Below are 13,287 nucleotides of genomic sequence, written 5' to 3' on the forward strand. Positions count from 1 at the left end.
ATCGGCTTTGTCAATGACGAAAATGTCGCTGTTCGGTCAGTACCATAGCCATGTTGTGTTTGTCCGCCTCTTTGATCGCATCGTCGTCCCTGATGCTTCCGCCGGGCTGAATAACCGCCGTGATTCCGGCCCGGGCCGCGGCCTCTATGCCGTCCGGATGGGGGAAAAAGGCGTCTGACCCCATGACGGCGCCCTCGGTGGTAAGCTGCGCCTTCATTTTTGCGATGTTCACCGAATCGACCCGGCTCATCTGGCCCGCGCCCACACCCACAAGCTGGTGCTCGTTGGCGAATACGATGGCGTTCGACTTCACATGCTTGACCGCCCGCCACGCCAGCTCCAGGGCGTTCCACTCTTCCTCCGTGGGCGCCCGCTTGGTGACCACCTTCGCCTTTCTGACGTCGATTGACGCGGTATCCCAGTCCTGCACCAGGAGCCCGCCGTGGACCCTTCTTAAGTTGAAACCGTCCTCGTCTCCCGCCGGTCCCGTCGGCACCACCAGGAGCCTCAGGTTTTTCTTGTCTGCAAGGATATCCTTTGCCTCGTCCGAGAAACCGGGGGCAACAACCACCTCGAGAAACGTCTCGGCCAGGGCTTCCGCGGTCTCCTGGTCCACCGGTCGATTCAGGGCGACGATGCCGCCGAACGCGGAGATCGGGTCGGTCTCCCGGGCGTTTTTGTATGTCTGGGCCAGGCTTTCCCCGCCGATGGCCATCCCGCAGGGATTGGCGTGCTTGATGATCGCCACCGCGGGCTTTTCGATATTCCTGACCACGTCCATTGCCGCATCCGTGTCCATGATGTTGTTGTAGGAGAGCTCCTTGCCCTGGAGCACCTTGGCGGAGGTGAGGGTCGCGGGGTATTTTTCATGCTCCGCGTAGAAGGCCGCCTGCTGGTGGGGATTCTCCCCATAGCGCAGAGACTGAACCTTCTGAAACTGGAAGGTGATGCTTTTGGGGAAGCGGATGCGCTTGTTATTCTCGTCGAGGGACGTCAGAAAATTGGAAATCGCCCCGTCGTAAGCCGCGGTGCGGGTAAAGGTTTTTTTGGCAAGCTCAAAGTTCGTTGACTCTGAAACCTCCCCCTTGTTATCCTTCATTTCACCGAGAACGCGATCGTAATCGGCGGGATCGACGATGACCGTGACAAAGCGGTTGTTTTTTGCCGCGGCCCTGAGCATTGTGGGTCCGCCGATATCGATGTTTTCAATCGCGTCCGCCAGGGTCACGTCTTTTTTCTCCACCGTCTCCTCGAAGGGGTAGAGGTTGACCACCACCATGTCGATGAGGGTCATCTGATGCTCGGATGCCTTTTCCATATGGGCGGTATTGTCTCGGACGGCCAGCAGTCCTCCGTGTACCTTCGGATGCAGGGTCTTGAGGCGGCCGTCCATCATCTCCGGGAATCCGGTGTAGTCGGATATATCGGTGACGGAGATGCCGTTATCAGAAAGCAGTTTCGCGGTACCGCCGGTTGATATAATCGAAACGCCCATGGCGGAAAGCTCCTGGGAAAACGAGACTATTCCGGTTTTGTCAGAGACGCTGATCAGTGCTGTTTTGATGAGAGCCATGTACCTTCACTCCTCAATCGTTGTTCGCGCCGCCTGTTATGCTTTTCCGGCACTTGCAGCGGCAAAGCTGATGGTCTTCGTATCACATATGTCGCAGCGATGTGGATCTACTCGCCGCCGGTCCAATCTCTCCGGCCTGCCCGGTAATCGCTGCGGCAATAGCCGAGGCAATCACTGCGGTAAAAAGTGGGAATGATTCCCGGCTCATGCCGAACGGGCGGTCCACTTTCGACTTATCTTTGCAGGCGGAACCGCTTTTATAACAGGAATTGGTGTGAAAATCAAGAATTCAATATCCTGAAAATCACGCGGCTCCCCCTCTCTTTAAGAGTCCATGAAAAGACCCGCTATTTAGATCTAACCGTCCGCCGCATGGCGCGGATGACGACAATCCCCAGGACCAGGGCCGCGAGACCCAGGGCGACCCATATCAACATCCGGTAGCGTTCCGAGTACGGTATCTCCCGGCTCGGAACGTAGTACGGATTTTCCCTGAGCGCGCCCGCCTCGCAGGGGGAAAACGTCGACTTGTCCAAAAATGGAAAGGTTGTGCGTAAATCATAGGACGGTGTGTGGGCCCGGACGTTGCCGGTCAGGAGGAAATAACTCTCCCCTTCTTTCACTGCGAATGTCACATGCCGGGGGACGCCCGTGATATTCGATACCGTCATATCGAGGGGCGCGTCGTCCCGGTCGTGTATGATAAACTCCAGGTAGCGTTCCTTTGTTTCGGGATATTCCAGGGTAAGCCGCTCGGTTTTGAAAGATTCTGTGGTTATTCGATGGATGACACCGCTTGAGACAACTCGAAATGAGTCGTCATCCGAGAACGTGTCCCGGGCGGGCGGATCGTTCGAGGCGCGGATTGTAACTTCCCGGGAGAAGGTTGCGTCACCGGCTTCGAACTCCACCGCGTTCGAGGGAATGTGCCTGTACCCGAGATCGACGAGGATGTGGGTGGTTGTATCATCAGTGGTCGTCTCGATTTTTCGTATGTTCAGGGGGACGCGTTCTCCCTTGACACTCTCCCGGATGGAAACGGATCCGCCCACATCCGAAAGCGGCGTGTCCCCGTTGTCCCACAGCGTTACCCGGATGTAGCGATAGTCGGTGGTGGGATAGGATACCGTGGTGTCGGCGACGCCGTGATCGGTGGTGAAGTCGAAAATTTGTATGTCGTTGGTGAGGACGGCGAAATGCCGATTGTCCGGAGATCCCTCCACGGTGACTCTGCGAACGAAATCGACGGACGATGTTGTGACGGTGACGGCATTTGTTCTGACGTATTCATCCCCCAGGTCGATGGTGAAGGTTGTGTGGCTCTGGGGAACGTAAGCGGTATTGATGATATCCGAGACGATGCGATGTGATGTTTTCTCGGCACGTTCGGTCCAGATGACGAAGGGGATTTCACGCCCGTCATCGGTGACGATCCTGATGTCGGAGAGATCCGAAAGAGATCGATCGTATATCTCCGGCGTCACGTTGAACGTCACGTATCCACCGGCTTTTCCGCAGTTACTGTCGGACAGGTCTCCGGTTTTTCCCGCGATGGGGGACTGCCACCGGTAGCGGGAAGAGTCGAGGGCGAGGGCCGCCGTGGAAGCTGCGCCGATGAGAAACACCACAGCCATTGCAGCGGCTACCGTCACCGCAAGTGCCTGAAGGGTGGGACGGGAGGCGCGGCTCGGTGTAACAATTCGTTCACGATTACAGGTCTTCATTATCTTCCCGAAGCGTATTCTGGACAGGTTTTTGCTCATCCCCGATGACAAGGTCGATGATGGAGTCCTTGAATCGGGTATACAGGTACGAAACGGCCAGGAGGATGACGCCCAGGCCGATGAACGACACGATGCGGTAGAACCGCTCGAGCCGGGAGAGGTCGAAGAAAAACACCTTGATGATGGTTACGGCAAAGAGGGAGATGGCGAATATCCGGGCGGTGCGGTTTTTTGCTGCGATGCCGAAGACGATAAGCACAGCCGAATAGACCATCCATATCCCCGAGAGCGACAGGCGCTGGGCGTAGAGAACCGCGTCGGCGAATTTATATATGTCTCCCTGGACCACCGGCACGGCTGCGCGTTTCATCTCAAAATAGTCATATGCTTCCGCCGAGAGCGCCGCGATCATCACAAAATGCGCGGCGATGAAGAACATTGTTGCAGAGACCTTTCGGAACGTATCGCCCGGGTCTTTTTTCAGGGCGCGCTGTGTCATATACACACCGAAGCCCAGGGCGGCGGCCACATACAGGGCCGTCAGGAATCGTTCATTGAGAATGATGCGAAAGGTTTCGGCTGTGATATCCACGTCGAAATCGAGGATGAACAATCTCCCCAGCACCACCAGAAAGAGCGCCAGCCCGCCGATCCCCACCGCCCGGCTCTGTACCGCCAGCCCGATCCAGACCAGGGCCGCGGCCTGGGTGGCCCAGCCCACGGTAATCCACGCGCCGTCGAGCTCGATAGGTATCATCACCATGACGAAGGCCAGTGCCACCGAGTAGAAACCGAGGATCAACAGAGAGTCCCCGGCGTTTCGCCTGTGGGTCAGGTATCCCAGACCGAAGTAGATTGCCGCCATGCCCCCGGCGAAGACGCCCATGAGGGATTCGTATTCAGGGGTCAGGTTGGCGTATGAGGCGCTGAAAAACGAAAAGGCCGTTGCGAATATCAGCAGGAGATCCCACACGCTCGTCTTTTTCCGATGGGTGATGTTGTAGGAAAATGAGAGCGCCGCAAAGATGACGAGGAAGATGGTGAGAAACACCTGGGTGGGGACGAGATGGGATTCATGGATGTAATATTTATCCGCCCACAGGCCGAAGATGATGAGGGTGGCGAAAAACGCCAGGAAGTTGATGATCTTCCAGTTTTTCTGATAGGCCGCCGCAAGGACCCCCAGGTTCAGGACGGTCACAAAGGTCAACAGCGACACCTGGTGGTCGTCTGCAAATCCGAGGAGAAGCGGTGTCGCGAATCCACCGACGAGGACGATGATGAAAAGAGCGATGTCGTCGCCAACGGCGGAGAGGATCACCGCCGCCGCGGTGATGAATGCCACGGCGACCAGGGCCGCCCCATAGGGGATGAGGGCGTAGAAATCATGGGCGGCGAAGATCGAGACATATAATATGGCGATGCCCCCGCCGATGAGCCCCTGGGCGTAGATTCGATATGTACGGTAGAGATATTGACCCCAGCCGACGAGTCCAAGGCCGGAGAGTATTCCCAGGACGATCCTCCCGGTGGGGCCGATCCAGTTGTTGTCGAAGGCGTACTTGATGAAAAAAGCCACACCGATGACCACCGCAACGATGCCGATCCTATTGAGCCACCGGCCGCCGATGCGCGTTTCCAGAGACTCCCCCTCCGATTTTACCCGTTTTACCGGGCCGGGTTTTTTCGGTTTTTCCTCTTTCCGTGCGGGGACGGCGGCGGCCGGCTTTTTCGCCCGGTCCGCGGCGGTGATGTCGTCCGTCCGCTCAGGGCGTTCCTGTTCCGTCTCTTCCAGGCGGGAGAGCCTCTCTTTCAGAGAAGAGACCTCGCTCCTGAGAAGCTTCATCTCCTGGAGGATGGTATCGATGCGGTCGTCACCGCCCGTGCTGTTGTTGTTGCGGCGTCCGTTGTCGTCCATATGGTATTCTCCCGAGCCTTCTCTGTTCGGCCGGGGCTTTCATTCGTCCGGCGCGTTCTACGGGAACCGTGGTATGGTAGGGTTTGTCCGGCATAGATGAGACACTACCGGTTCCGCCCACCCGATCAAGCCTGTCCATTCACAGCCTCACGGCCATGACTGGGCCTGTCCAATCACAGCCTTACGGCTCTGATTGGGCTTGTCTATACATAACCGTAAGGCTATGTATAGGAAAACGAAAGGCGCTTGATAAAGCGCTCGTTGAATCTGGAATCCGAAGACAGCTCGATGTATTCGATACGTTCCGCCAGGGCTTCGATCTCCTCCCGGGCGCTCTCATCGGCCACCACGGAAGCGGCGCCCGTGAGGGCCGCGTCACCCACGAAATGGATAGACCCAATGAGCCCCGGAGGGATGATCCCCACGCCCACGATGCTTTCGGGCTTGAGGTAGTTGCCGAAGGCCCCGGCGATGAGTACCCTGTCCACATCCTCCCAGGCGAGGGAGGCCTCCATGAGGAGTATCTCTGCCCCGGTTTGAATCGCCCCCTTGGCGAGCTGCACCTGTCGGATATCCTTCTGGGTGATGCCCAAGATGCCGCCTATCCGGCTGTCGTTGTGGTTGGCGGAAGAGAGGACGAACTCGGTGCCGTTTTCGTCCTTTCTGATGCGCTCGGCCAGGGGGTTTTTGGCGCCCGGGGACGTGATCCTTCCCGCTTCGGTCAGGACCCGCGCCCGGAGCATCTCGGACACGGCGTCGAACAGGCCGGAGCCGCATATCCCCCTGGGCGGGACGTCTCCCTTGACGGTGACGGTGACATCGGTATCGGATATGACGACCCCCTCAATGGCGCCCAGGTCCGCCCGCATCCCGTGCGTGATCTGGGCCCCCTCAAAGGCGGGCCCGGCGGCCGCGGAGCATGCCAGTATCCGTCCACCGGCGCTCAGGACGATCTCGCCGTTGGTGCCGATATCGATGCCCAGCATGACCTGGCTGTCTTTGTGCATGCGCGCCGAATGGATGAAGGCCAGGGTGTCTCCGCCCACGTAGCCGGAGATTACCGGGAACAGGTACACATCGGCGTCCGGGTCCGTTTTCAGGCCCAGGTCGCCCGCCTTCTTCACCTGGGCGTCGGTAAAGGCCGGGGAGAAGGGGGCGAGGGCGATGGATGTGGGGTCGATACCGAAAAAGAGGTGCTCCATCGTCGGATTTCCCGCCACCGTGATGCGCGTGATGCGATCCGGAGTCGTTCCCAGGCGCTTGACCATCCGCTCTGCGAGTTCGTTTATCGCGCCCCCCGCAAGCCGTGTGAGCGTATTGAGGCTATCAGGGTTTTTCGATACGGCGTTGATACGGGAGATGACATCGGCGCCGTAGGGCGCCTGGGGATTGAGGGTGGAGGATTGGGCGTATATGCGGCCCGAGTTCAGAGAGACCAGGGCCGCGGCGATGCTGGTGGTTCCCAAATCCACCGCAAGACCCAGGCGCTCCTCACTTTCCGAGTGATCCGTGGATATCCTGACGTCGTCCCAGCTTCCCGCCGCCTCGTTTATTCTGAGCGCCGGGGGAACGTGGACCTCCATGCTGTCCGTAACCAGAACGCTGCAGGCCAGCCGGAGTCCCTCGGTCAGGACCGACTCCCGAAGGAACCGGCGATCGTTCTCCGTCGGCGGCGGGGCGTTGGTTGATATCCGCACCAGGCACTTGCCGCAGCGGCCCTCGCCGCCGCAGGGGAGCGTCAGGTGAATTCCAGCGCGATTGAGCGCCTCCACCAGCGGGGTGCCGGTCTCCACCGACAGGGTCATGTCGTCGGGAAGGATGGTGAGAATGCAGGGGCTCATGGGAGTGAGCGTTCCTTGTAATAGAATGGGGCGTCGATATACTCGATGTTATCCCGGACTGTTTTGATATACAGATGATGCAGTATCCGCATCTCCCGGGTCCCCTCGTCGTCGATGTTCGAGGAATACACCTCAAACAGCGGCAGATAGTTTCTTTTAAAACCGTCGTCATACAACGGCAGAGGGTAGAGAATCGTCGTCTGTTCGACGCCGGATTCATACAGCCTCCGGTTGTAGACCGGGAACAGGTAATCCCAGCGCGCCCTGGTTCCGTTGGTGTAGGTGATGGTCTGAAACTTATCGATCAGGAAAAATCGATAGGTGTCCTCCCGCTTGGTTTCGGATGCGAAGTGATATTCCTTGTAGACCGGGTAGAACAGGTACATGCTGGTGGTGATGTCTTCTCCCTCGATGGTTTCCGAGCGGCGATAGATCGGGGCGATCTCCGTGGTGCTGGAGATGTCCGACGTCGAAAAAGTAACAAACGGCCACAGGAAGGAATATTTCCGGTAGTTGACCCGCTCGTCATACGCGTAGGATACCAGGGAGAACGGCCAGACGATGGAGATCGTTTCGGAATAGGGCGATTGTTGGTAGGCGAAGAGCGGCAGCACCAGCACATCGGTGAGGGGCGCCTCGGTTTCCAGATATTGCCCCCTGACCGTGATGAAGGGGAAGAGGGCGGTGGTTTTGTATTCTCTGCCGGTGATCTCCTCGTGACCGAACAGCGGCAGGACCCGAAATCCCCAGCCCCCCTCGCCGGTCACCACACGAACGATCGGCCACAGAAATGTATCGGAGCGAAATCCCTCTTCCGTGCTCATCGAGTAAACCGGCCAGAACAGGAACATCGCCTCGTCCTTGCCGAACCTTTTTTTCAGCGTTCCGTAAACGGGGAATAATCCCCCGTATGGCTCATTGTCCTCGGAGGTCCCCCAGTAGAGGGGAAAGTAATCGTGATTGGTACGGAGCTTGTCGTCAAGGACTTCGTGGGTTTCGTCCTTGATGATCGGAAAGAGCATGAATTCCCGGTCCAGACCCCGCTGTTTGTATTTCCCGATCGGGTAGACCATATCCAGGACGGTCACGTCTTCGGTGTCATCTCTGAAGTAGGAAAAGACCGGGCGGAGGGCGATCTCACGGGTTTCTTCGGTACGGTGAAAGTATATCAGCGGCGTCAGCACCGACACCGTCACTGTCTGTCGGGCCTCGTCCTGGCTGTAGTAGAACAGCGGCCAGGCGTTTATCCTGTCTGTGCCTGCCGTGGCGCAGGAGACGGTGCCGAACATCAGGACGGGCATCAGGACGCACAAAACCGCCCGGCAGACACCATGTCGAAGAGGATGTATCATATCAGAAGATCAGGCCGAAGATCGTTGCCATGACGGAGATGGGCGTCTGCTCCTGGATTCCTTCCGCGGATTTCCTGAGTTCCCTCATGGCGTTTTCCGCCTCGGTGTAGAGGGAGTCGTCCTGGACCAGCCGTCCGATGGTTCCCTCTCCCTCCTCCACCTTGTCCGCCACATCCTTCAGGGCCCTGGTGGAGTCCTTGACGTCGTAGTAGAGGGATTCATCGGTCATCAATTTTCCCAGGGTTCCCTCTCCTGCATTCACCTTCGCCGTCATGATCCTGATGTTCTCGGATGCCTCACGGATGTTGCTGATGGTCGCCCGCATGTCCTCCTTGGCTTCCTCGGTGCCGAAGACCGCATTGATGTTTTCGGCCACGCCGGAGATTTCATCTGCGATATACTCCACATTTCTGAGTACCTCGCTGAGATCGACCGGAGAGATCGTGTTGGTGATGGTATCCCCGTCGGCAAGCTCGCCGGTCACGGGATCTCCCGGGGTGATCATCACGTACATATCTCCCAGGGCGCCGTATGTTCTCATCTCGGCCGTACCGTCCCGATAGATGGGCACTTCTTTGCGTATCGTCATCTTCACCCGCGCCCGTTCTCCGGCAAGTTCGATATCGGTAACATGCCCGATATCGACGCCCGCCACCGTTACCGGCCCGTTCAGGTCCAGACCCGACACATTATCAAACTCTGCGTACAGGGTGTAGCCGGTCTTGTGGGTCAGGGAGCGATCACCGACGAATAGGGTGATGATTGTAATAATAAAGATACCAAGCAGGATGAAGAAACCGACCCGTACTTCCGTATAGGTATTGTCTTCCATGGAGCTCTGTCCCCTCCTTCTTTGAGGTTGACATGAATTCTTACGTAAAAAAGCCCTCGTTATCGCTCACTGTTTCCGTTCATATAGCGGGCAATCACGGTATTCTCCGAAGAGCACAATTCATCCGGAGTGCCCTCGGCAATGATCTTCCCGTCGAATAACAGGGCGATCTTATCGGCGATGTTCATGGTAAATTCAATATTATGGCTGATCATGACGTATGTGCTTTTCTGAGTTCGGTGGAGACGTATGATCAGGTCGCGGATTGAGTTTTCCGTAATCGGATCCAGGCCCGCCGTGGGCTCGTCAAACAGGACGATTCTCGGATTCGTCACCAGCGCCCGGGCCAGGGCCACCCGTTTTTTCATACCCCCGGAAAGCTCGGCGGGGATTTTGTGTTCCATACCGGCCAGCCCCACCTCCTTGATGCCCTTCGTCACCAGCTTTTCGATCTCACTTTTCGGGAGGTTGAGACGCTCCTTGAGGGGAAACGCCACGTTATCCCACACGGTGATGGAATCAAACAGGGCTCCCTCCTGAAAGAGCATGCTGAACTGCTCTCGTATTTTGTCCATTTGCCGGTCGCCCAATTGGGTAATCTCCACGTCATCGATATAAATCTCGCCGCTGTCCGGCTTCAACAGGCCGATGATGTGCTTGATCAAAACGCTCTTCCCGGCGCCGCTGCGCCCCAGGATAACGTTAATGCTGCCGGTCTGAATCGTCAGGTTGACTCCCTTGAGAACCTCCTGATCTCCGAAGGATTTTTTTAAATTAACGATACGAATCATGCCGATATAACACGCTCATGTAAGGAATGTGAAAGCAAAAACATGCTTCGCCGGTGTTGGTCGGATTATCCGAACATCAGTGCTGAGAGAAAGTAATCGGCCACGACGATGGAGACGCAGCCGGTCACCACGGCCTTGTTGGTGGCTTTGCCCACCCCCTCGGCACCTCCCCGGGCGTTGAAGCCGTGAAAGCAGGCGATCAGCGTCAAGAGAAGGCCGAATACCACCGACTTGATCATCCCGTTGGTATAATCTTCGAGGTTGACGATTTCAGTGACGTTGGCCATGAAGAGGCCGCTGTTGATGCCCAGTAATTTTACGCCGACGAAGTAGGATCCCGCAAAGCCGGTAAGGGAAAAAATCGATGCCAGTATCGGCATCATGGTAATGCCGGCGACAAGTCGGGGAACCACCAGGTACTTGACCGGGTTGATCGACATGGTGATGAGGGCATCGATCTGTTCGGTCACCCGCATGGTTCCCAGCTCCGCCGCCATGGCCGAGCCGGCCCGCGCCACGACCATAATGGACGCCAGTACCGGGCCCATCTCTCGGGCCATGGCCACGGCAACCGTACCCCCAACCATCGTCTCCATGTTTATCATCGAGAAGGTTTCATACCCGTGCAGGGCCAGCACCGCCCCGGTGAAAATGCCGGTGAACATCACGATGCTGAAGGATTTCACCCCAACGAATTCCATCTGTTTGATACAGTTTCTGAACCTGAGCGGGGGGATCACCGACAAACGGACGGCGTTATAGAACATGATGGTGATGCGTCCGAATTCTGCCAACTGATCTTTCAACCAATGGATGATAAACGGCTTGTAAGACATGTACGATAACCTTCTGTTGAAGAATATCTCCGGGCGCATTTGGAAGCATCGACGACGCCGAGATACGCGTTGTGTTGACGCGGACTATTTTGTTTTGATATCGAAAACGCCGTCCCAGTCTGCTTCCGGAGGATTGTGTTTCGCTTCAGTGATCCTGTCGATATAGAGGGCGGTTGGTTTATCGTCAGGAAATTGCACCTGCACTTCCTTGAAGATCGCCAGGGCCACATCCCAGTCCCGTTCTCTGGCCGCGGCCATCGCCTTTTCAAAGAGATGAACCAGTTTCTGAAGCTCTTGATCACCGTTTTGTTTGCCGAGCACTTCGTATATTTTCACCGGTTTGGTCTTTCCCTTTACCCGTACCAGGTCGAGTTCCCGGCACAGGATGAGCTCGTTGACGTGCTCGTAGGTGAATTCGGAGATGATAATGTTCGTACCGTAGATTTTATTGATGCCCTCAAGCCGGGACGCCAGGTTTACGTTGTCTCCCATGACGGTATAATCGAATCGTTTTTCCGATCCCATGTTCCCCACCGCGGCGAACCCGGAGTTGACGCCGATGCGGATTTCGAGCTTCGGCCTGCCTTCCCTTTTCCATTTCTCCTGCAGGTGCCCAAGCTCGCTCATCATATCAAGAGCCGTCAGGCACGCCTTGAGATGATGATCCGGCTGCTCCAGCGGCGCGCCGTAAACCGCCATGATGGCGTCGCCGATGTACTTGTCCAGGAGTCCCCGATGGGTGAAGACCACATCGGTCATTGCGGTGAGGTATTCGTTGAGAATGTGAACCAGTTCTTCCGGGCTGAGATTTTCCGAAAAGGTCGTGAAACCGGCGATGTCGGAAAACAGGATGGAGACCTCTTTCCTGTCTCCACCCAGGGTGAGCTTGGAGGGATCCTTGATAATCTCATCCACAACCGCCTCGGGGACGTAAAACTCGAAGGCGCTCTTGATCTGGCGTCCCGCCCGCTCCACGATGATGTATCGAATCAGGGTGAGGGTGGTATATGCCATGGCGACGGTGAGCAAAGGCGGCATGATCTCGATCCACGCCAGATTATGTCGAAACATGTACTCGGTGTATCCCAGCCATCCCGCCACTAGGATGATACTGACGATGGCGCCCTGCCAGGCGTTTACTCGGGGGAGGACGAATCCGAGCAGAATGCCGAAAATCAATATGACCAATATGACCAAAAACGGTTCCCAACGGGGTACGTAGAGGAAATCCTGGTGCAGGATGTTGTCGATAATGGTCGCGTTGATCTCCATGCCCGGGATCTCGCTGGTGAAGGGGGAAACCCGCAGATCATAGGTTCCCATTGCTACCGTTCCGATGATGGCGATCTTGTTTTCGAATTCGTCGGCGGAGAATTTCCCATGGTACACGTCGGTGAAAGAGTAATAGGGGTAGGTGTAAAGACCTCCCCGGTAGTTGATAAGCATACGGCCCTGGGGATCGACCGGGATTTCTATATCCCCCAGCTCGATTTTATAGGCGCCCTCTTCCCCGACGGAAATACCGGGTTTGGGGGCACCCAGGTAGGCCCGGGCCACCTCGAAAGCGAGGGAGGGGAAGAAGACATCCCTATCCTTGTATCTCATGACCAACTGCGTCCAGCGGTTCGTGCCGTCAAGGTCGGGGAAAACGTTGAAGAATCCGAATCCATCGGAAAATTTAGAAATGATGTCGATATTCGGTTCCGGCAGTACACCCTCTGGGATAACGTCCGTATTTGAATATACCGACGACTTATACACGTAACCAAAACTTGATTTTTTATCAAGGTAATAATAGTAATTCTCTCTTTCCTCATCGGTGAGATGGGCGATGTTTTTTTCGTTCATGTGAAAAAAATACGCCAACACCACTTTCGGCGTATTATCCAGTTCCATGGCGAAATGATAATCGCTGTCCAGGGTGGCTCGGGTTTCTGCGAAAAAGAGCGTCAACTTCGAGTCATAGGTAAGGATATCCTTGATGTGCTCCTGGATATAGTCCACGGTTTCCATGCCGGAGTATTTGTCCGGCTCGTCGAAAACCATATCAAACGCAATGACGCTTACGCCCCATTTGTTAAGGTTTTTTACCACCCCAGCGAAGTAGCGGCGGGGGAAAGGCCAGCGGCCCAGCTCGTCCAGGGTTTTCTCATCGATGGCGATGATGACCACCTCGTCCCCCGGCTGTGTGGGTCCTCTGAGGAGGAAGCGGAAGTCCAGTACCTTGTTCTCGATGGTGTAAAAGAGGTTATTCCGTAACAGAATGAGCACAAGAATCGAGATGACAATACCGATGATGATGGCGAATTTTTTCATGAAAGGCTCGTTTTCCGCAGAAGTCGGAGTGAATACTCAAGTTATAGAGTATTAGAGTTTTAGAGAATAATCAAGAAAGAAATATTGTCCTCTTTTTAAAAACG

The 13,287-nt window shown here is 56.2% G+C and carries 9 protein-coding genes; all 9 read right to left on the reverse strand.

All coding sequences use genetic code 11. From position 1 onward, the window contains the following. Positions 1-10: 10 nt before the first annotated feature. Entirely contained in the window at positions 11-1,573 is a 1,563-nt protein-coding gene (purH, locus tag JW885_04890; protein ID MBN1881490.1) for a bifunctional phosphoribosylaminoimidazolecarboxamide formyltransferase/IMP cyclohydrolase, read from the reverse strand. A 347-nt stretch (positions 1,574-1,920) separates the two neighbouring features. Beyond that, positions 1,921-3,297: a DUF3999 family protein gene (locus JW885_04895; protein ID MBN1881491.1), complete on the reverse strand. Its 1,377-nt coding sequence runs from the start codon at positions 3,295-3,297 to the stop codon at positions 1,921-1,923. Beyond that, positions 3,284-5,215: a DUF2339 domain-containing protein gene (locus JW885_04900; GenBank protein MBN1881492.1), complete on the reverse strand. Its 1,932-nt coding sequence runs from the start codon at positions 5,213-5,215 to the stop codon at positions 3,284-3,286. The genes JW885_04895 and JW885_04900 overlap by 14 nt, the downstream gene beginning before the upstream one ends. Positions 5,216-5,436: 221 nt before the next feature. Next, positions 5,437-7,056, reverse strand: a complete 1,620-nt coding sequence (locus JW885_04905) for a DUF4445 domain-containing protein (GenBank protein ID MBN1881493.1) — start codon at positions 7,054-7,056, stop codon at positions 5,437-5,439. Then, the gene (locus JW885_04910; GenBank protein ID MBN1881494.1) at positions 7,053-8,408 is read right to left on the reverse strand and encodes a hypothetical protein; all 1,356 of its coding nucleotides are present in this window, start codon (positions 8,406-8,408) and stop codon (positions 7,053-7,055) included. Before JW885_04910 ends, JW885_04905 begins: the two co-directional genes overlap by 4 nt. A gap of 1 nt (position 8,409) precedes the next feature. Next, positions 8,410-9,240, reverse strand: a complete 831-nt coding sequence (locus JW885_04915; GenBank protein ID MBN1881495.1) for an MCE family protein — start codon at positions 9,238-9,240, stop codon at positions 8,410-8,412. A gap of 59 nt (positions 9,241-9,299) precedes the next feature. Continuing rightward, positions 9,300-10,031 carry an ABC transporter ATP-binding protein gene (locus JW885_04920; protein MBN1881496.1) on the reverse strand — a complete coding sequence of 244 codons (732 nt, stop codon included), beginning with the start codon at positions 10,029-10,031 and terminating at the stop codon, positions 9,300-9,302. A gap of 65 nt (positions 10,032-10,096) precedes the next feature. Beyond that, positions 10,097-10,867, reverse strand: coding sequence for an ABC transporter permease (locus JW885_04925; protein MBN1881497.1), 771 nt, complete (start codon positions 10,865-10,867; stop codon positions 10,097-10,099). 84 nt (positions 10,868-10,951) lie between these two features. Then, complete coding sequence (locus tag JW885_04930) at positions 10,952-13,183, reverse strand: CHASE2 domain-containing protein (protein ID MBN1881498.1); 2,232 nt, start codon at positions 13,181-13,183, stop codon at positions 10,952-10,954. Positions 13,184-13,287 lie beyond the last annotated feature (104 nt).

The sequence above is a fragment of the Candidatus Zymogenaceae bacterium genome (assembly GCA_016931225.1).
GTDB lineage: Bacteria > Desulfobacterota > Zymogenia > Zymogenales > Zymogenaceae > JAFGFE01.